The organism is Ensifer sp. ZNC0028, assembly GCF_000799055.1.
Classification (GTDB): Bacteria; Pseudomonadota; Alphaproteobacteria; order Rhizobiales; family Rhizobiaceae; genus Ensifer.
This window is the reverse complement of the sequence record NZ_JTLA01000012.1, coordinates 22,355-40,401: the sequence shown is the minus strand read 5'-3', so window position 1 is coordinate 40,401 and position 18,047 is coordinate 22,355. Positions and strand designations below refer to the sequence as shown.

Genomic DNA, 18,047 nt, shown 5'->3' with positions numbered 1-18,047 from the left:
GCGCAAACGAGGGAACTGCAAACATGATGCACAAGCTCAATGGACGTCTTCGTCTTCTGACGGCTTCTGCGGCGCTGGCCATGGTGATGGCTGCAACCGCACCGGCCTTCGCGGAAACGCCGAAGGACACGCTGGTCGAAGCCTTTGCGATCGACGACGTCATTACCATGGATCCGGGCGAAGCCTTCGAGCTGACCGCGGCCGAAATCACCGGCAACACCTACAGCATGCTGGTGCGCCTCGACATCAACGACACGACCAAGGTCGTCGGCGACCTCGCCGACAGCTGGACCGTGTCCGACGACGGTCTGACCTATACGTTCAAGCTGAAGCCTGGCCTGAAGTTCGCTTCCGGCAACCCGGTGACCGCTGAAGACGTCGCCTGGTCGTTCGAGCGCGCCGTGAAGCTCGACAAGAGCCCTGCCTTCATCCTCACCCAGTTTGGCCTCACCGGCGACAACGTGACGGAAAAGGCCAAGGCAACGGACGAGCAGACCTTCGTCTTCACCGTCGATCAGGCCTATGCGCCGAGCTTCGTCCTCAACTGCCTGACGGCAACCGTGGGCGCCGTGCTCGACAAGAAGCTCGTTCTCGAAAACGTCAAGCCGGTCACGCCGACGGACGAGTACAAGTACGACAACGACTTCGGCAACGAATGGCTGAAGACCGGCTATGCCGGTTCCGGCCCGTTCAAGCTGCGCGAATGGCGCGCCAACGAAGTCATCGTGCTTGAGCGCAATGACAACTTCTATGGCGAACAGGCCAAGCTCGCCCGCGTCATCTATCGCCACATGAAGGAAAGCTCGGGCCAGCGCCTGGCGCTGGAAGCGGGCGATATCGACGTGGCGCGCAACCTCGAGCCTGGCGATTTCGACGCCGTTTCGAAGAATGGCGACCTTGCCACGACGAACGCGCCGAAGGGCACGGTCTACTACATCAGCCTCAACCAGAAGAACGCGAACCTCGCCAAGCCCGAAGTGCGCGAAGCGTTCAAGTACCTGGTCGACTACGATGCCATCGGCTCGACCCTGATCAAGGGCATCGGCGAGATCCACCAGAGCTTCCTGCCGAAGGGCGTTCTGGGTGCGCTTGACGAGAACCCCTACAAGCTCGACGTCGCCAAGGCGAAGGAACTGCTCGCCAAGGCTGGTCTCGCTGACGGCTTCACCGTCACCATGGACGTTCGCAACGGCCAACCGGTCACCGGCATTGCCGAGTCCTTCCAGCAGACCCTCGGCCAGGCCGGCGTGAAGCTCGAGATCATCCCGGGCGACGGCAAGCAGACGCTGACGAAGTATCGTGCCCGTAACCACGACATGTATATCGGTCAGTGGGGCATGGACTATTTCGATCCGAACTCGAACGCCGAAACCTTCACCAGCAACCCTGACAACTCCGACGAAGGCAAGAACAAGACTCTTGCCTGGCGCAATGCCTGGGACGTTCCGGAGCTGACGAAGAAGACCAAGGACGCTCTGCTCGAGCGCGACAGCGCCAAGCGTGCGGAGACCTACAAGGAACTGCAGAAGACGGTGCTGGGCGAAAGCCCGTTCGTCATCATCTTCCAGCAGACCGAAGTCGCCGGCTACCGCGGCAACGTCAAGGGCCTGAAGCTCGGTCCGAGCTTCGACACCAACTTCGTCGCCGGCATCACCAAAGAATAAGCCGTCTCGAAGGAATAAACCGAAAGGATCGTTCCCTTGAGCATGAGCGGAACAGGGACAGTGGACGGGCGCAAACGCGCCCGTCCCGGTAAGATCGTGGCAGCGGTGCTGCGCTTTCTTGTCGTTGTCATCACCACCTATCTCGGCCTTCTGGCCGTCACCTTTTTCATCGGCCGGGTCATTCCGATCGACCCGGTTCTGGCCGTTCTCGGCGACCGGGCGCCGACGCATGTCGTCGAAAGGACGCGCGAGGCGATGGGGCTCAATTTGCCCCTCTACCAACAATTCTTCATCTATGTCCGCCAGGCGCTGACCGGTGACTTCGGCATTTCGGTGCTGACGACCAATCCTGTCATGACCGACATCCGCCGCGTCTTCCCGGCGACCATGGAACTCGCGACGCTCGGCACGCTCATTGGCGCCCTGTTCGGCGTTCCGCTCGGCGTGCTTGCAGCCGTCAAGCGCGGCAGCATCGCCGACCAGATCGTGCGCGTCATCGGCCTCGTCGGCTATTCCGTGCCGATCTTCTGGCTGGCACTTCTGTCGCTGCTGGTGTTCTACGCGCGGCTGAAGTGGGTCGCCTATCCCGGCCGTATCGATATCGTGTTCGAATACACGTTCACGCCGATCACGGGCTTCTATCTGTTCGATGCGCTCTGGCAGCGGCAGTGGGACGTGCTGTGGGACGTGTTCCGCCACATCATCCTGCCGGCCTCGCTGCTCGGCTATTTCTCGCTGGCCTATATCAGCCGCATGACGCGCAGCTTCATGCTCAACGAGTTGCAGCAGGAATACATCGTCGCGGCGCGCGCCAAGGGCCTGTCGGAGACCCGGATCATCTGGGGCCATGCGCTCCGGAACGCGGCCGTGCCGCTCGTAACCGTGATCGCACTTTCCTACGCAGGCCTGCTCGAAGGTTCGGTCTTGACCGAAACCGTCTTCGCCTGGCCGGGTCTCGGTCTCTACATCACCAATTCGCTGCAGAATGCCGACATGAACGCCGTGCTTGGTGGCACCATCATCATCGGTTCGGTCTTCATCGGCATCAATCTCCTGTCCGATCTTCTCTACCGGACGCTCGACCCGAGGACGCGCCAGCGATGAGTACCGTTACCGAAACCCGTCCGATGACGCGTCGCGAATGGCTGCTGTCCGATCGCCCGCAGTCGCGCACCCAGGCCCGCCTCGGCCGCGCCTACATGACGTGGCAGCGCTTTGCCGCCAACAAGCTCGCCGTTCTCGGCCTGCTCATTCTGCTGGCGCTGGTCTTCGTTGCCGCCTTCGCCGATCTCCTGGCGCCGCATTCGCCCTATATCGGCGATCTCGCCAACGCCCGTCTGCTGCCGCCGGGAACTCCGGGCTACCTGCTTGGCACCGACGATCTCGGCCGCGATATTCTCTCGCGGCTGATCCACGGCTCGCGGCTGACGCTGGCCGTCGTGCTTCTCGTCGCGATCATCGCAGCACCTGTCGGGCTCATCGTTGGAGCGGTCGCCGGTTATGCCGGCGGCTGGGTCGATGCCGTTCTGATGCGCATCACCGACATCTTCCTTGCCTTCCCGAAGCTCGTGCTGGCGCTCGCTTTCGTCGCCGCGCTTGGCCCGGGTATCGAGAATGCCGTCATCGCCATCGCGATCACGTCGTGGCCGCCCTATGCGCGCATCGCTCGTGCGGAAACACTGACCGTGCGCAATTCCGACTACATTGCCGCTGTTCAGCTCATGGGCGCGTCGCCGATCCGCATCGTCTTTCGCCATGTGATGCCGATGTGCATGTCGTCGCTGATCGTGCGTGTCACGCTCGACATGGCCGGCATCATCCTAACCGCCGCTGGCTTGGGCTTCCTCGGCCTCGGCGCTCAACCGCCGCTGCCCGAGTGGGGTGCAATGATCGCGTCTGGCCGCCGCTTCATCCTCGACCAGTGGTGGGTGGCAACCATGCCCGGCATCGCGATCCTGATCGTCAGCCTCGGCTTCAACCTGCTCGGTGACGGCCTGCGCGATGCGCTCGATCCGCGGGAGAGCGGCCAATGAGTGCGCTTCTGACCGTTGAAGACCTCAAGGTCTCGTTCCCGACCCGCACCGGCCTCGTAGAGGCCGTGCGCGGCGTCTCCTTCACGCTCGGCCGCGAACGCCTCGGCATCGTCGGCGAAAGCGGCTCCGGCAAGTCGCAGACCGGCCGGGCGATCATGGGGCTGACGCCGGGTCATGCGCAGGTGACGGCAAAGCAGTTGAACTTTGACGGTATCGACCTGCTTGCCGCATCGCCGAAGGTTCGAAGGGACCTGAGGGGCAAGCGCATTGCCATGATCCTGCAGGATCCGAAGTACTCGCTGAACCCGGTGATGAGCATCGGCCGGCAGATCGTCGAGACGCTAAGGCAGCACGAGAATGTCGGCCGCAGCGAGGCCCGGGAGCGGGCGCTCGACATGCTCTCGGCGGTGCAGATCCGCGATCCGAAGCGTGTCTACGATCTCTATCCGCACGAGGTTTCGGGCGGCATGGGCCAGCGCGCGATGATCGCGATGATGCTTGTTGCCGGGCCGGAACTGCTGATCGCCGACGAGCCGACCTCGGCCCTCGACGTGACGGTGCAGCTCGAAGTGCTCGGCATCCTCGACAAGCTCGTCGCCGAGCGCGGTATGGGTTTGATCTTCGTATCGCACGACCTGCGGCTCGTCTCGTCCTTCTGCGACCGGGTGATCGTCATGTATGCCGGCCGGATCGTCGAGGAACTGGCCGCATCCGAGCTTGCCAATGCCAAGCATCCCTATACCCAAGGTTTGCTGAACTGCATGCCGGCGATCGGATCCGATCGTCATCCGCTGCCGGTTCTCGACCGCAAGCCGGAGTGGGCCCAATGACCTCTGCCGTTTCCGTTTCGAACCTTTCCGTCACCTATGACGAGTTCAAGGCGCTGAACGATGTCAGCGTCGAGATCGCACCGGGCGAATCCTTCGGGCTGGTCGGCGAGTCCGGGTCCGGCAAGTCGACCTTGCTGCGGGCGATCGCCGGTCTCGCGCCGGTCACGGGCGGCACCATTCGCGTGCATGATCGTGTCCTGCAGGGGGCAAAACGCGACAAGGCCTTCTACCGCGCCGTGCAGATGGTGTTTCAGGATCCTTACGGCTCGCTGCACCCGCGTCAGACGATCGACCGGCAATTGCTGGAACCGCTGGCGGTCCACGGCGTTGCCGACGGCGAGCGCCGCATCCTGAAGGCGCTGGACGAGGTCGGTCTCGGGTCGGGTTTCCGTTTCCGTTATCCGCACCAGCTTTCGGGCGGTCAGCGCCAGCGCGTTGCGATCGCCCGCGCGTTGATCCTCGAACCCTCGATCCTGCTGCTCGACGAACCGACCTCGGCGCTTGACGCTTCGGTGCAGGCGGAAGTGTTGAACCTGCTCGAACAGGTCCGGCGCGACCATAAGCTGACCTTCATCATGGTCAGCCATGATCTCGGCGTCGTCACCCATATGTGTGACCGTCTGGCTGTGATGCAGGGTGGACGCGTGGTCGAGCGTTTGTCCTCAGCGGACCTCGTCGCCGGGCGTATCGGTGAGGATTACACGCGCAGCCTCATGGTCGCGAGCAAGGGCTTTCAGCGCAAGGACGCTGCCGTGACTGCGTGACGGTACCGATACAAGCGGGGCCATCGTCCCGCTTGTATCGCTTCGTTTCGAAGCATCCGGCCCAGCCCGGCCGCTTACGCGCTTTGCCGCCAGACCGAGGTCGAGTCGGTGATCACCTTCTGGATGCGGCGCTGCTCGCGCCATTCCCGACCCATATCCTTGATGACCGGCTGCGCCTCGGGCGAGAAGATATAGTTGCGGCGGCTGGCGACATAAGCCTCGATCGCCGGATTGACGCCCGAATAGAACTGCTTCTCCGGATCGCGCGAGAGGTCCATCAGACCGGCGCATTGGCGCGCGAAGTCGCCGCGAAGGATCGACGGCGACGTCGTGAATTTCGGGAACGTGCGAAACAGCGGGATCTTGATCCCAAACAGATACGCGTATTCGTTGCGCCGGTGGAAATGGCCCTTGCGGCGGATATCCCAGTTCTGATCCGCCGTATGGAACGAGACCTGGCTTATCGCCGGATCGGCGAACGGCGTCAGCAGTTCCTCACCCATGTCCCGCAGCGAGATCCAGTCGTCCTCCAGATGGAAGACGTAGTCGGCGCTGGTGGCCGACCAGAGCTTCGCGACGGCCGCGCAAAAGCCCGGGCTCTCGGGCTGGAAAACGGTTCCGTCGGGGAAATGGTTGCGGAAAATCTCGACGCAGGCGCGATGGTCCTCTTCCGACCCGAACACCGGATCGAGATTGAGATAGGCGCCGCGCAGGTCGAGCCTGGAAAAGATTTTGTCCCGGAAACTCGCCAGCGTCTGGGCAAGCAGGTCCGGGCGCCGGGTGGCGACAAGGCATAGGTCAATCGTGGACATAGCACCTCCTTGGGTGCATTTTTTTCAACCGTCAATACCCACGCCGCCCCTGACGTTCACTTAGATCGTGCCGAATTTACGGCAAAGTCACCGAATTTACGGCAAAGCGACCTAAGGCGATCAATAAAGTCGATTTTGGGTGGCTCAACGCGGTCTGGTTGAGAACTGTCCACACGTCCCGGTCTCTCGTATTAGAAGACGCTCAGCTTCGGAATGGCGACGACGAAGCGGCCGCCCCAGTCGCGAATTGCCTCGTTGTCTGCGACGATTTCGGTCTTCAGATTCCAGGGGAGGATGACCAGATAGTCGGGCTTCGCATCCTCGATCACCGTCGGCGCGTGCACGGGAATATGGGTGCCGGGCAGGAGCTTGCCCTGCTTAAGGTCGTTGCGATCGACGGCGAAGGCGATCTCGCTGGGCGACAGGCCGCAGACATTGAGGAAGGTGTTGCCCTTCGCGGCGGCGCCATAGGCGGCTACGGTTTTTCCCTCTGCCTTGGCGTTTGCCAGGAAGTTCTGAAAATCCTTGCAGACGGCGGCAATGCGGTCGTCGAATGCCGTATAGGTCTCCATCCGCATCAGCCCGGCAAGCGCCTCGGTCGCCCGCAACCGCTCGAGCTCCAGCGTCGTCTCGCGTACGCCGGATCTCAGCTGCGCATAGACGCGCAGCGAGCCGCCATGGGTCGGCAGTTCCTCGACGTCGAATACCTTGAGGCCGGAGCTTTCGAAGATGCGTTCGACGGCCGCCAGAGACAGATAGGAATAGTGCTCGTGGTAGATCGTGTCGAACTGCACGCCTTCCATCAGGCGCAGCAGGTGGGGGAACTCGAAGGTCGCCACGCCATCGGGCTTCAGCAGGATGGCGAAGCCGCCGACGAAGTCGGCGATATCGGGAACATGGGCGAGCACGTTGTTGGCCGCCGTGAGGTCGGCGCGAATGCCGCGCTTGACGAGTTCCGTTGCCGTCTCCCGTCCAAAGAAGGCGACCTCGGTCGGCACCTGGCGTTCCTCGGCCAGCCGGGCGGCATTGGCGGCCGGCTCGATGCCGAGTGCCGGGATGCCCTTGGCGACGAAATACTGCAGCAGATAGCCGTCGTTCGAGGCGATCTCGACCACCTGCGAATTGTCGTCGAGCGCGAAGCGCTCGGTCATGCTCTCGGCATAGCGGCGCGCGTGTTCGAGCCAGCTTGTCGAGAAGGAGGAGAGGTAGGCATAGCCGTCGGTGAAAATCTCGTCGGCCGGCACGTTTTCCGTCGTCTGCACCAGCAGGCACTCGGAGCAGACCATCGCCTTCAGCGGGAACGAGCGCTCGCGGGCGATGGCTTCCTGCGTCGGTTCGAGAAAGGAATTGGACCAGGGTGTGGAACCCAGGTCGGCAACGACGGTCTTGAGCGGTGTCGAGCAGAAACGGCAGTTGTGGGACATCGAAGTCGTTAGCCTCTCATGAATGCGTCGATTTGGCTGAGTGTCAGGTCACGGGCATCGGCGCCGCGGCGCCAGCCGTCGTACCAGCGCGCGGTCCAGGCGATGGCCTCGTCCTGGGATAGTCGTGTTGCCCATGGCAGCGTCCTTGCGGCGAGCGCCGGGTCGAGGCCGAGCGTCTTCATCTCGTGCGGCTGGTCCTCGGATGAGGTGTCGCGCCATTGCGCGGGCAAGCCCATTGCTGTCTGGATCGCGGCGGCAACGTCGCGGACGGGGATCTGTCGCTCGTCCGGAGCCGGGCCGAAATTCAGCGCGGCCACATCGGTCTCGCCGCCATGAAGCGCCTCGGCATAGACGAAGTATCCGTTCAGGCAGTCGAGAACGTGCTGCCAGGGCCGTGTCGCCATCGGGCTACGGATGTCCAGTGTCTCGCCCGAAAGGGCAGCGCGAACGATATCCGGAACCAGCCGGTCGGCGGAAAAATCGCCGCCGCCAAGCACGTTGCCGCCACGGGCGGTCGCCACCCTTATGCCGCGTTCACGCAGATAGGAATCCCGCCAGGTCGAGACGACCAACTCGCAGGCGGCCTTCGAACCGGAATAGGGATCATGGCCGCCGAGCACGGCGTCTTCCAGAAAATGCCGGCCGCTTTCGTCGTTGCGGTAGACCTTGTCGGTGGTGACGACCAGAACGGTCTTGAGGGAAGGGGCCGCGCGTGCCGCCTCCAGCAGGCGCACCGTGCCCATGACGTTGACGTCGAAGGTTTCGACCGGCGTCCGGTAGCTCTCGCGAACCAAAGGCTGGGCCGCCATGTGAAGGACGATCTGCGGGTCGCAGGCGCGCACGGCAGATGCGAGGGTGTCGCCGTCGCGGATGTCGGCGAAATGTTCGTCCGTGGCCGTTTCAGATCCGAGCAGTGCGTGCAGCGAGGGACTGGTCGCCGGCGACAGGCCGTAGCCGGTCACTTCCGCGCCCATCTGCGTCAGCCACAGGCGGGCCCAGCTTCCCTTGAAGCCGGAGTGACCCGTCAGCATTACCCGCTTTCCGGCCCAGAAGGACGGGTCTGCAAGTCTGCTCATGCCCAGACTTTCCAGGGGGCCGCTCCGCTCTGCCAGAGGTCTTCGAGCTGGTTCTTGTCGCGCAGAGTATCCATCGGCCGCCAGAAGCCGGTGTGCTCGAAGGCCATCAACTGGCCGTCTGCGGCGAGCCCTTCCAGAGGCCCCGCTTCGAACGGCGTCTGATCGCCTTCGATGCGATCGAGCACCGAGCGGTTGAGGACGAAGAAGCCGCCATTGATGTGGCCGTTGTCGCCTGCCGGCTTTTCGATGAAACTTCTGACCCGTCCGTCGCTGACGGCGAGCGCGCCATAGCGGCCGGGCGGAACCACGCTCGTGACCGTCGCCTGGCGGCCATGATGGCGGTGGAATTCGGTGAGCGCCTTGATGTTGATGTCGGCGACGCCGTCACCATAGGTGAGGCAGAACGTATCGCCGAGATGGTCGGCCACGCGCTTCAGGCGTCCCCCGGTCATGGAGTCCGTTCCGGTATCGACGAGCGTCACGCGCCAGGGCTCGGCCTTGTTGGAATGAAACAGGGTCTCGCCCGTCGCCATGCAATAGGTGACGTCGGAGGAATGCAGCACGTAGTTGGCGAAGTATTCCTTGATCATGTAGCCGCGATAGCCGAGGCAGATCACGAAATCCGAGAAGCCGTAGTGGCTGTAGATCTTCATGATGTGCCACAGGATCGGCCGTCCGCCGATTTCGATCATCGGCTTTGGCCTGAGATGGCTCTCCTCCGAGATACGCGTGCCATAACCACCGGCGAGAATGACGATTTTCATGCGACCCAGTCCCGTGCTTGCGTCCGCCCCCGGCACGACGCATTCCTGACTTCTAATATCCGGGCGAGCTTGCGCGTGGGTGGTCTCCGAAACGCTGTGGTCAGGCGGCGAGGCAGCCGCGCAGGACCTCGACCACGCGGCCGATCTCGTCGGATGTCATGTCGTGATAGCTCGGCAGGTTGATCGCGCGCCCCGGCAGGTCATAGGCCATGGCGTTCGCAGGCGCCTCGTCAAAGGGCGGCAACGAACTCAGCGGCCAGAAGAAGACGCGGGCGTCGATGTTCTCGGCCGCAAAGGCACCCTGCAGAGCCTCTCGGGTGACGCCGGTTTCCGGTGCAAAGACGACGGTCGGCATCCAGAAGCCGTTCTTCGTTCCCTCGGGCTCCGGATTCATGGCAATGGCGTTCACGCCAGAAAGTTGCTCGCGATAGGCGTAGAAGATCTCGCGCTTGCGATCGACGAGCTCGCCGACGCGCTCGATCTGTGCGAGGCCGATGGCGGCCTGCAGGTTCGACATCTTGTATTTGAAGCCGATCTCGTCCGGCCAGAACTGCTTTTTCTGCCCCCGCGCGCGGCCGTGATTGGAAAGCGTCAGCACCTTTTCGTAGAGCGTCTCGTCGCTGGTGACGAACATGCCGCCTTCGCCCGTCGTCACGGTCTTAGTGCCGTGGAAGGAGAAAGCGCCAAAAGCGCCGAGCGATCCGGCCTTGCGGCCATGCCACTCGGATCCGAGCGCCTCTGCGGCATCCTCGACGACGGGGATGTTGTGCCGGGCACCGATCTCAAGCAGGCGGTCCATGTCACAGAGATTGCCGTAGATATGGACGGCGATGATCGCCTTGGTTTTCGGCGTAATCGCTGCTTCCGCCTTTTCCGGATCGACGCACCAGCTGTCTGCAAGGACGTCAACGAAAACCGGTTTTGCCCCGAGGTGAACGATAGGCGCAGCCGATGCCGTCCAGTTGGTGTCCGCAAGGATCACTTCGTCGCCGGGGCCGACGCCGAGCGCGGCGAGCCCCATGTGCAGCGCGCCGGTGCAGCTCGACGTCGAAATCGCGTGCGTCGAGCCGAGATGCGCGGCAAAGGCCGCCTCGAAGCGGTTGATATAGTCGTAGCAGCGCTCGCCCCAGCCATTGGCCGCCGCATCGGTCGCATAGGCCACTTCACGGTCGGTGATCGAGGGTTTGGTGTAGAGGATGCGGGGTTTCATCGGGAGCACTTGGTGAATCGGGAGGTCGTACGGGGCGAGGGGTGCCGGGCGGGATTTCACGATGTTTCGTCCCGCTCCGGCCTCTTGCTAGTGCGCTCGTCAGAGCCAGACGTGGTCAAGCCCATCCCGCTGCAGCCAGGGTTGCGCGGCAATCGCAGCACGGGCCTTGAGCGGGTTGAGGCCGATGAACAGCGCTTCGGCCTCCTGCGGCAGTTCCTCGGGCGAAAGCACCGGGATGCCGAAATGGGTGGCGCCCTTCATGTTCTCGTTGCGGTCGAGGAACGCCACGACGTCGACGGCCTGACCGATCCGGCAATAGATCCAGCTTCCGTAGAAACCGGCGCCGTAGATCGCGACCTTACGCTTGGCGTAACGCTCGCTACCGCCCTGAAGCGTTTCGGATGCACGATCCCAGAAGGAGCAGATGTCGCGAGCCTCCTTGGCTGCATCGGCGGGCTCAGCCGATGTGCCGGACATCTCGACAGGCCCCTCCGTGCGGCGCGCTACGACGAAGAAGGCGCCGGGGAACGAGGCGTTGTCGATCGCCTCAACCTGGAAGCCGGCCGCCGCCAGCGCGTGGGCGATCGATGCGCCGCTGAAGTGGTTGAGATGGTCGGCCACCGCCATGTCACCCGGATTGCCGGCGACGTCAGGCACGGAAAACAGGAAGGCGCCGTTCAGCCGCAGGAGGTCGCGCACGTCGCGCATGAAGCCGACGGGATCCGCCACGTGCTCGATCACGAAATGGCTCATGACGGCGTCAAAACGACCATGCCAGGTTTCCGGCACGGAATAGACGGTCTGTGCCGCTTCCGGCACCCAGCCTTGCCATGCGGCCACATAGTCGGCACTGACATCAAAGACATGGGGGCGGAGATCGTCGCGAACCGCCGTCATCTTGCGCAACGTATCGGCCTTGGCGGCGCCATAGTCGAGGATGTTGGCGCCTTCCGGCAGGTCGAGCAATCGCAGCGCCAGCGCCGCCTGATGGTCGGTGCGATAGGTGATGGTTCCGTCGGCCGCGACCGAAAAGATCTGGTCGTGGTTCTCGCTGTTCAGGGAGATCCGATAGCCGGTGTCGTAAAAAGCCTGGATGTCGGGAATATCGTCGCTCTGCGCGTGGCCGCAGGTCTCGCAGACGAAGACGCGCGTCGCGACGTCGAGCAATGTCATGATCGACGTCAATGCGGGGGCGGGCACCTCATAGGTCGCACTCCCGATATGGCCGCCACAAACCCGGCAGGCCGTCATGCAAGCTCTCCTTCCGGTGCCACCAGCTCCGGCAGCACTTCAGCGAACTTGACGCCGGCGGCGAACGAGCCCTTCCAGCCGATGCGGACGCCGACGGGTTCGGCGAAGTTGAAATAGCGGAACTGAATGCTCCAGCGCGGCGTCTGCGAAACGTTGTGGCCGGACTGATGCAGTGTCAGGAAATCCATCAGGATCAGGTCGCCGGGCTTGCTGAGCGGGGCAACGTGCTTGTAGCGCGCCAGGCGCTCCTCGCCCTTGTGCAGGTGCAGCGCGTAGGCGCCAGTCTTGCCGACACCGGCATCGTCCTCATAGACGGGGACCAGCCCTTCGGCCTGCGATCCTTCGGCGATCTGAACCGGGCCCATATCGGCCGTCACCGGCAGCAGCGGGGTCCAGAAGACGATTCCGTCGAGGCTGCGCAGTTGCGATGGGAATTCCTGGTGCCACTGTGCGCGGAACTTCTCTTCCCCGGGATTGTCGATGCGCATGCCATAGCCGCCGGCGGCAATGCCCGGCATGCTGCCGGGGCGCAGCGCCTTGAAGACATCGTCGTTGGCGGCAGAACTCACCAGGCGCATGAAGGCGGGTATCTGCTTGACTGCATCGTAGACCTCGCCGCCCCAGGAGCGGTTGACCGCAATCAGCTTGCGGTAGGCGATGGTCATCGCCTCATGCGCAGTACCGGTCGGCGCATCAACACCGTACTTCTTGCAGATCAGTTCGAGAACCTGGCGCACGCCCTCCTGGATTGGGGCGACCTCCGACTGGATGTCGTAGAAGCCGGGAACGACGTGATAGCCATTGGCGTTGAATTCCTGGCGCGCGCTTTCGGAGATGATGGTGCCCTTTTTCATGATACGCCTGTTTCCTCCTTCAGGAATTCCTGCCATGGGGTGGTCGTTGGTAACAAATGCTTGCGTGCGTCCGGGCCGGTGCGCGCGATAAGGTCCAGCACGGAAACATAGGGCGTGAAGGTTTCGCGAGGCTGTGGCCACGGCGTGCAGCTGTAATTCATGTATTCGACGTTGACGCCGGCCGCCTCGAAAGCGTGATGATCGAGGTAATTGGCCGCACCATGCCCGGTCAAATAGCGCGTGCCTCCCGCCGAAAGCACCAGGTCGAGCACCCGTTGCCACGAGGTGCCATCGATCGCCATTTCGCTCGATCGGCGTGAGGCCCGTTCGGCGCCGATGCCGAGATAGCGGGCAGGGAGGTCGATGCTGGCAATCAGAAGATCGCAGATCGCGTCGTGGGCATAAACCTCGTCGAAGATTGCCAGCGCATCATCGATGTAGGGCGCGGCGCTCAGCGACTGGCGCAGGAGCGAGCGATGGCTGGTCCGCCAGGTGTCGCCGGTTGCCGACAGGTTCTGGATCTTCTGGAAGCTGCCCTTGCCGGCAAGAGGAATCGTCATCCAGCTTCGGTCGTCACCGTTCAGGAGCTGGATACGATTGGTGAAGCTGCCTTTCGAAAATTGCGCATCATCGAGATAGATGTAGCTATCGGCGAGCATCAGCTGCTCGAAGAAGCCCGGCCAGGGAAAAAGCATCGGCTGGGAAATGACGACGGCTGTCATGTCAGGTCAGTTTCAGCTTTCGCTCGAGGAGGAGAACATTATGGGTCTCGCCGAGACTGTCGGTGAAGTGATCTTCCAGCGTGCCGACAACATGGTAGCCGACCGAGAGGTTGAGTCGCAGCGCGGCAAAATTGTCGACCCGGACTTCCGAGAGCAGCTTGATCAGGCCAAGCTCTTCGCGGGCGACGCGCACGAGTTCTCTCAGCGTGGCCTGGCCGAGGCCTCGCCCGCGCGCCTTCGCGGCCAGCGAAATGCCACCGAAACCGGTGCGGTTCTTTCGGTGAACCTGGCTGACCTGGGTGTATCCGACGGGCTCGTCCGCTGCGGTGTCGACGATCATCCGGAACATGCCGCCCGGATCCTGGCGTCGGCGCTCGACCCAGGCCCGCAACGAGGCGTCGTCCAGCGCGTCCGGAACGGTCAACAGCAGCGATTGCAGCGGCAGATCCCGGCGCAGTTCGAAAAGGAGGGGGAGATCGTCCTCGATAACATCGCGAAAGGCAACGCGGCCTACGTCCGATCCTACTTCTTGACGCAACGCAGGTAGCCTCCTGGCGAACTGGAAAGGACGAGCTTACCGTTCAGTACCTCATCGACCGCGAAGCGATCTGTTTCCTTGAGATAGGCGTTGAGCGCAGCATACGGCTCGTCGCCGGGATGCCAGACTTTTGAGCGCTTCGTCGGTGTCTGGGATGCTTCGCCCCAGCCAAGCAGCGTGTCGGCAACGACCGCATACTGCCCCTCGGTCACCAGCGGACCATAGGTGCGCAATTCATCCAGTACGTGGTCGCGGCTGTGGTCGCTGTCGAGCACGATCATCACCGAAGCGCCCGGCGGAATCTCGGCCTTCACCTTCTCAAGCGTCTCGGCCGCAGTCGACGGGCCCTCGATCAGCTTGATGCGGGGGGACATCGGGTGATTTTCGATGGAGTCGCGATTATGGGCGCGGATGTCGATATCGACGCCAATGACCTTGCCCTTGCCGATCAGCTGCAGCATCGCCGCCATGAAGATCACCGAGCCGCCGCGCGCGACGCCCGTTTCGATGATAATGTCGGGCTTGGTGTTCCAGATGACTTCCTGGGTCGCCATCACATCGGCCGGCATCTGGATGATCGGCACGCCCATGAAGGACCAAAGATAGGAGTAGTCGTACTTGTCGAGCGTTACCAGGGTGTCGAGCGACTGCTGGAAGGCGTCCTCGTCCTTGCCGAGCGCGAGCGCCATTTCCGTCTTGTGGGCTTCGAATGCGAGACGATCGTCTTCCACTGCCATTGCTGCCTGACACCCTTTTTTGGATACAACCTACGGATACGCCTCGACCGCGAATCGCGATAAATGGCGCTTTCACCGATTCGTAACGCTTTCCTGTGAACGCTTTCATGTCGGCAATTGCAAATACGGTCAAGGCCGGTTTCTTAAGGGCGAAAAGACGGGTAGAGCTTGGTTCTGGCGGAAGGAACCATGTCGCGATTCGATCGAATTTCTACACCCATAGCGGGTCTCATCGTCGTCGAGCGGCAACGCAGGGGCGATGATCGCGGTTTCTTCTCGCGCTTCTTCTGTCGCGAGGCGCTGGCCGATTTCGGTGGCGATGGAAAGATCGCGCAGATCAACCACACCCTGACGCAGGCAGCAGGCACGATCCGTGGCCTGCACTTCCAGCAGGCGCCGCACGACGAGGCGAAATTCGTCTCTTGCCTTTCCGGCGCGGTTTTCGATGTGGCGGTCGACCTGCGGCCGGATTCGCCGACCTATCTGCAATGGCACGGCGAAGTGCTGAGCGCGGACAACGGCCGCTCGATGATGATCCCCGGCGGTTTTGCCCATGGGTTCCAGACGCTGACCGAGGATTGCGAGCTGATCTATCTGCACGACAAGCCCTATGCGCCCGAGGCCGAAGGCGGGCTCAACCCACTCGATCCGAGGCTCGCGATCGACTGGCCCTTGCCGGTCTCGCAGATGTCGCCGCGCGACCAGGCGCTCCCCTTGCTGCCGAACAGGATCGCCGCCGCCCGTCGTTGACTTCGTGAGGGATGGGAGGACAATGACCTCTCCGCGCCACCACGAGAGAGAAGGGGTGTCGACGATGACGATCGCCAGAAAACTTCAGGACTATATCGACGGTTCGGGTGTCGCCTACGACACCGTTGACCATCACCGCACGGCGACCACCAGCTAGACGGCACGAGCCGCGCATGTACCGGGCAGCCGGCTTGCCAAGTCCGTGGTCGTTCACCACGAAATGGGCTACGTGCTCGCCGTCGTGCCGAGCACGCACCGGGTCGAACTCTCGACCCTGCAGGACGTGATGGACCGCCGCCTCGGCCTCGCGTCGGAAGAGGAAGTCTGCAATCTCTTCGCCGATTGCGACATCGGCGCCGTGCCACCGGTCGGTTCGGCCTATGACGTTCCGGTTCTGCTCGACGAAAGCCTCGGCGATGTGACTGACGTCTATTTCGAGGGCGGCGATCACCGGACGCTGGTGCATATGAGCGGCGCGAATTTCCGCAACCTGATGCGGGGCGCACAGATCGCCCGCTTCAGCCATCCGGCGTGACGGGCCGGTCAGAACGCGCTCACTTGCGCTAGAGTGCCGCTGGCCGCCATTCCGTGGCACCATCCGCTTGAAGCGGGAAGGGACCGCCAACCGGTGGTCGAGAGTTGCTCTACCCGATTTTGGCCAGTCGGGCTTGTCAAAGCGCACGCTTGGCGGCACCATCGCGCTCGACGGACACCTTTATCTAGCTGGGTTGGGGGATCGATGGTGCGCATACGCTCTGCGAATATGTCCAAGTCTCTGGCAGTACTGCTGGTTGCGGCCGGCGTTCAGGCCTTCTGCTCTTCGGCACATGCCGAAGGCGTCCTGTTTGATCAATTTCCGTTTGCCGTCGCCTGCGAATACAAGGGCACGCAGCACGCCTTCTATCTGTCCAAGGTGACGGAGGACGGCACCGCGACCTACATGGCCTCGGACAACTTCGCCGGCACGATCACGCTGCATGGCGAGGCCAAGGCAGTTGGCTCCGATGCCGGCGGAAGCTGCCTTGGAAAGACGCTCGCGGAGCTGCGAGCCTCAGGGCAGGCACGCGATATCAAGTAGTCTGCCTTGTGTTGTCGGCGATCGTGGCCGATGCTTGCCCGGTGCTTGAGATGCGCCCGGCGCAGCGTCGCTTTGTGGAGGTGAGGCGAAGGGAAGCTCATCTGTTGTGAGCTTTGATGGTGTCTCCTACCTGCCCTGTTGGCGTCCACAGTGAGAAGAGCCGATCTATTGGGCGGCCGTCATGAAAGAATCGATGCTTGAGAATTTTCTGTTGTAGCAGTTCAAAAATCTGATTTACTGCAGCCTCGCTAATTGGCTTTCGGGGGATATTGCCGATGGTGTGGACCCGCAGGGAAACTATGCTTGGTGGTTTGGCGCTGCTTGGCGCCAACGCGCTTCAGAGCCCGGCACTCGCAAAGGCGACATCCTATTTTTCCGGCCCGGCCGTCGATAACGGCGTCACGTACCGGAGCACCAATTTCGCCAATATCGACAGGAAATGGCAACGCCAGGTCGTCAAATACTTCAGCAGCGAGCCGATCGGCACCGTCGTCGTCGATACCAGGCACCACTTTCTCTACCTGATCATGGAGAACAAGACGGCCATCCGCTATGGCGTCGGCGTCGGGAAAGAGGGTTTCAAGTGGTACGGCCGCGCGACGATCGACCGCAAGTCGCTCTGGCCGCGTTGGACGCCGCCGCCGGAGATGCGCGAGCGCCACCCCGAACTGCCTGAGTTCGTCGAGGGCGGCTCGCCGAAAAATCCGCTTGGACCCCGCGCCATGTACCTGCTGCGCGACGGCGTCGATACCGGTTACCGCTTCCACGGCACGCTGGAGCCCGGCAGCATCGGCAAGGATGCCTCCAGCGGCTGCATCCGCATGTTCAACGAGGATGCGATCGACCTCTACCAGCGTTGTCCGATCGGCACGGCGGTGCAGGTGCTGCCGCATATCGCCGACAAGGCCCCCGAGGTCAGCCAAGCAACCCCGGTCGCAACTCCGGTCGAATGAGGAATATCACCCGATGCCTGCTATGACCGGATTGACGAGGCTGCTGTCGGCGGCCGCCATTCTCTTGACGCTTGCTTCCTGCAACACCACCGAAATCGCCGCGGTCGAAGAGCCAGCAGCCGTGCCGATGACCGGAAAAACCGACGACCCGGCGCCCGGCTTCGAGACCGTTTCCGTCGGCACCGAGGAGGACTTTATCCTCAATGTCGGCCGCCGGACCTACTTCACCCAGGATTCTTCCACACTCGACAGCGTCGCCAAGGCGACGCTCGACAAGCAGGCGACCTGGCTCAACAGCAACCCGCGCTGGCTGGTGAAACTGCAGGGCTTCTCCGACGACAGCGGCTCCGCCTCCAAGATGGAAACCCTGTCGCAGAAACGCGCCGACGCGGTGATGGCCTATCTGGTGTCCAAGGGCGTCGACCCCAACCGCCTCTGGGCCAAGGGCTACGGCAACGACCGCGAAGTGCGCGACTGCACCGAGCGCTCCTGCAAGGTCCAAAACCGCCGCGTTGTCTCCAATCTGAGGATGGAACGCGACGCGACTTGAGCGGGCTCTGTTCGCAAAAGCAGAACTCGATCGCGAG

Annotated in this window: 18 protein-coding genes and 2 pseudogenes; 10 read left to right on the top strand and 10 right to left on the bottom strand. The window is 62.7% G+C overall.

Features of this window, described 5'->3' with window-relative positions; all coding sequences use genetic code 11:
• The first annotated feature begins 23 nt into the window (after window positions 1-23).
• From L981_RS03505 to L981_RS03485, 5 genes are read left to right on the top strand one after another with little or no spacing between them, the layout of a single operon-like run.
• Entirely contained in the window at window positions 24-1,664 is a 1,641-nt protein-coding gene (locus tag L981_RS03505; RefSeq protein WP_043611722.1) for an ABC transporter substrate-binding protein, read from the top strand.
• Window positions 1,665-1,706: 42 nt separating this feature from the next.
• The gene (locus L981_RS03500; protein ID WP_043611720.1) at window positions 1,707-2,768 is read left to right on the top strand and encodes an ABC transporter permease; all 1,062 of its coding nucleotides are present in this window, start codon (window positions 1,707-1,709) and stop codon (window positions 2,766-2,768) included.
• Window positions 2,765-3,697 carry an ABC transporter permease gene (locus L981_RS03495; protein ID WP_043611718.1) on the top strand — a complete coding sequence of 311 codons (933 nt, stop codon included), beginning with the start codon at window positions 2,765-2,767 and terminating at the stop codon, window positions 3,695-3,697. The genes L981_RS03500 and L981_RS03495 overlap by 4 nt, the downstream gene beginning before the upstream one ends.
• Window positions 3,694-4,527, top strand: coding sequence for an ABC transporter ATP-binding protein (locus tag L981_RS03490; RefSeq protein ID WP_043611715.1), 834 nt, complete (start codon window positions 3,694-3,696; stop codon window positions 4,525-4,527). Before L981_RS03495 ends, L981_RS03490 begins: the two co-directional genes overlap by 4 nt.
• Window positions 4,524-5,291 carry an ABC transporter ATP-binding protein gene (locus L981_RS03485; protein ID WP_043611713.1) on the top strand — a complete coding sequence of 256 codons (768 nt, stop codon included), beginning with the start codon at window positions 4,524-4,526 and terminating at the stop codon, window positions 5,289-5,291. Before L981_RS03490 ends, L981_RS03485 begins: the two co-directional genes overlap by 4 nt.
• Window positions 5,292-5,365: 74 nt before the next feature.
• Here L981_RS03485 and L981_RS03480 read toward each other — a convergent pair whose 3' ends face one another.
• The 10 genes from L981_RS03480 to L981_RS03435 all read right to left on the bottom strand — a co-directional run bounded on the left by L981_RS03480 (window position 5,366) and on the right by L981_RS03435 (window position 14,679).
• Window positions 5,366-6,103: a hypothetical protein gene (locus L981_RS03480; protein ID WP_245281561.1), complete on the bottom strand. Its 738-nt coding sequence runs from the start codon at window positions 6,101-6,103 to the stop codon at window positions 5,366-5,368.
• A 191-nt stretch (window positions 6,104-6,294) separates the two neighbouring features.
• Window positions 6,295-7,527, bottom strand: coding sequence for a class I SAM-dependent methyltransferase (locus L981_RS03475; RefSeq protein ID WP_043611711.1), 1,233 nt, complete (start codon window positions 7,525-7,527; stop codon window positions 6,295-6,297).
• 8 nt (window positions 7,528-7,535) lie between these two features.
• On the bottom strand, window positions 7,536-8,603 hold the full coding sequence (rfbG, locus tag L981_RS03470; RefSeq protein WP_043611708.1) for a CDP-glucose 4,6-dehydratase: 1,068 nt from the start codon (window positions 8,601-8,603) through the stop codon (window positions 7,536-7,538).
• Complete coding sequence (gene rfbF / locus L981_RS03465; protein ID WP_043611707.1) at window positions 8,600-9,367, bottom strand: glucose-1-phosphate cytidylyltransferase; 768 nt, start codon at window positions 9,365-9,367, stop codon at window positions 8,600-8,602. Before rfbF ends, rfbG begins: the two co-directional genes overlap by 4 nt.
• A gap of 100 nt (window positions 9,368-9,467) precedes the next feature.
• The gene (locus tag L981_RS03460) at window positions 9,468-10,577 is read right to left on the bottom strand and encodes a DegT/DnrJ/EryC1/StrS aminotransferase family protein (RefSeq protein WP_043611705.1); all 1,110 of its coding nucleotides are present in this window, start codon (window positions 10,575-10,577) and stop codon (window positions 9,468-9,470) included.
• Window positions 10,578-10,676: 99 nt separating this feature from the next.
• Window positions 10,677-11,828 carry a methyltransferase domain-containing protein gene (locus L981_RS03455; protein WP_043611702.1) on the bottom strand — a complete coding sequence of 384 codons (1,152 nt, stop codon included), beginning with the start codon at window positions 11,826-11,828 and terminating at the stop codon, window positions 10,677-10,679.
• Window positions 11,825-12,682, bottom strand: coding sequence for a phytanoyl-CoA dioxygenase family protein (locus L981_RS03450; RefSeq protein ID WP_043611700.1), 858 nt, complete (start codon window positions 12,680-12,682; stop codon window positions 11,825-11,827). Before L981_RS03450 ends, L981_RS03455 begins: the two co-directional genes overlap by 4 nt.
• Window positions 12,679-13,404, bottom strand: coding sequence for a WbqC family protein (locus L981_RS03445; RefSeq protein ID WP_043611697.1), 726 nt, complete (start codon window positions 13,402-13,404; stop codon window positions 12,679-12,681). The genes L981_RS03450 and L981_RS03445 overlap by 4 nt, the downstream gene beginning before the upstream one ends.
• Window position 13,405: 1 nt before the next feature.
• Complete coding sequence (locus L981_RS03440; protein WP_082005872.1) at window positions 13,406-13,942, bottom strand: GNAT family N-acetyltransferase; 537 nt, start codon at window positions 13,940-13,942, stop codon at window positions 13,406-13,408.
• The gene (locus L981_RS03435; protein WP_043611694.1) at window positions 13,927-14,679 is read right to left on the bottom strand and encodes a cephalosporin hydroxylase family protein; all 753 of its coding nucleotides are present in this window, start codon (window positions 14,677-14,679) and stop codon (window positions 13,927-13,929) included. Before L981_RS03435 ends, L981_RS03440 begins: the two co-directional genes overlap by 16 nt.
• Window positions 14,680-14,868: 189 nt before the next feature.
• Between L981_RS03435 and rfbC the strand changes: the two genes are divergently transcribed.
• The 5 genes and pseudogenes from rfbC to L981_RS03410 all read left to right on the top strand — a co-directional run bounded on the left by rfbC (window position 14,869) and on the right by L981_RS03410 (window position 18,010).
• Window positions 14,869-15,429: a dTDP-4-dehydrorhamnose 3,5-epimerase gene (gene rfbC / locus L981_RS03430; protein ID WP_043611691.1), complete on the top strand. Its 561-nt coding sequence runs from the start codon at window positions 14,869-14,871 to the stop codon at window positions 15,427-15,429.
• A 64-nt stretch (window positions 15,430-15,493) separates the two neighbouring features.
• Window positions 15,494-15,964 (top strand): annotated as a pseudogene (locus L981_RS03425) (aminoacyl-tRNA deacylase).
• 228 nt (window positions 15,965-16,192) lie between these two features.
• Window positions 16,193-16,507, top strand: a complete 315-nt coding sequence (locus L981_RS03420) for a hypothetical protein (protein WP_043611689.1) — start codon at window positions 16,193-16,195, stop codon at window positions 16,505-16,507.
• A gap of 275 nt (window positions 16,508-16,782) precedes the next feature.
• Window positions 16,783-17,460: a L,D-transpeptidase gene (locus L981_RS03415; protein WP_043611686.1), complete on the top strand. Its 678-nt coding sequence runs from the start codon at window positions 16,783-16,785 to the stop codon at window positions 17,458-17,460.
• A pseudogene (locus L981_RS03410) lies at window positions 17,457-18,010 on the top strand (OmpA family protein). Before L981_RS03415 ends, L981_RS03410 begins: the two are co-directional and overlap by 4 nt.
• The last annotated feature ends 37 nt before the right edge of the window (window positions 18,011-18,047 follow it).

Coding starts and splice junctions, on each gene's coding strand:
- L981_RS03505 (WP_043611722.1), top strand. CDS start 24: ATGATGCACAAGCTCAATGGACGTCTTCGTCTTCTGACGGCTTCTGCG.
- L981_RS03500 (WP_043611720.1), top strand. CDS start 1,707: ATGAGCGGAACAGGGACAGTGGACGGGCGCAAACGCGCCCGTCCCGGT.
- L981_RS03495 (WP_043611718.1), top strand. CDS start 2,765: ATGAGTACCGTTACCGAAACCCGTCCGATGACGCGTCGCGAATGGCTG.
- L981_RS03490 (WP_043611715.1), top strand. CDS start 3,694: ATGAGTGCGCTTCTGACCGTTGAAGACCTCAAGGTCTCGTTCCCGACC.
- L981_RS03485 (WP_043611713.1), top strand. CDS start 4,524: ATGACCTCTGCCGTTTCCGTTTCGAACCTTTCCGTCACCTATGACGAG.
- L981_RS03480 (WP_245281561.1), bottom strand. CDS start 6,103: ATGTCCACGATTGACCTATGCCTTGTCGCCACCCGGCGCCCGGACCTG.
- L981_RS03475 (WP_043611711.1), bottom strand. CDS start 7,527: ATGTCCCACAACTGCCGTTTCTGCTCGACACCGCTCAAGACCGTCGTT.
- rfbG (WP_043611708.1), bottom strand. CDS start 8,603: ATGAGCAGACTTGCAGACCCGTCCTTCTGGGCCGGAAAGCGGGTAATG.
- rfbF (WP_043611707.1), bottom strand. CDS start 9,367: ATGAAAATCGTCATTCTCGCCGGTGGTTATGGCACGCGTATCTCGGAG.
- L981_RS03460 (WP_043611705.1), bottom strand. CDS start 10,577: ATGAAACCCCGCATCCTCTACACCAAACCCTCGATCACCGACCGTGAA.
- L981_RS03455 (WP_043611702.1), bottom strand. CDS start 11,828: ATGACGGCCTGCCGGGTTTGTGGCGGCCATATCGGGAGTGCGACCTAT.
- L981_RS03450 (WP_043611700.1), bottom strand. CDS start 12,682: ATGAAAAAGGGCACCATCATCTCCGAAAGCGCGCGCCAGGAATTCAAC.
- L981_RS03445 (WP_043611697.1), bottom strand. CDS start 13,404: ATGACAGCCGTCGTCATTTCCCAGCCGATGCTTTTTCCCTGGCCGGGC.
- L981_RS03435 (WP_043611694.1), bottom strand. CDS start 14,679: ATGGCAGTGGAAGACGATCGTCTCGCATTCGAAGCCCACAAGACGGAA.
- rfbC (WP_043611691.1), top strand. CDS start 14,869: ATGTCGCGATTCGATCGAATTTCTACACCCATAGCGGGTCTCATCGTC.
- L981_RS03420 (WP_043611689.1), top strand. CDS start 16,193: ATGTCCAAGTCTCTGGCAGTACTGCTGGTTGCGGCCGGCGTTCAGGCC.
- L981_RS03415 (WP_043611686.1), top strand. CDS start 16,783: ATGGTGTGGACCCGCAGGGAAACTATGCTTGGTGGTTTGGCGCTGCTT.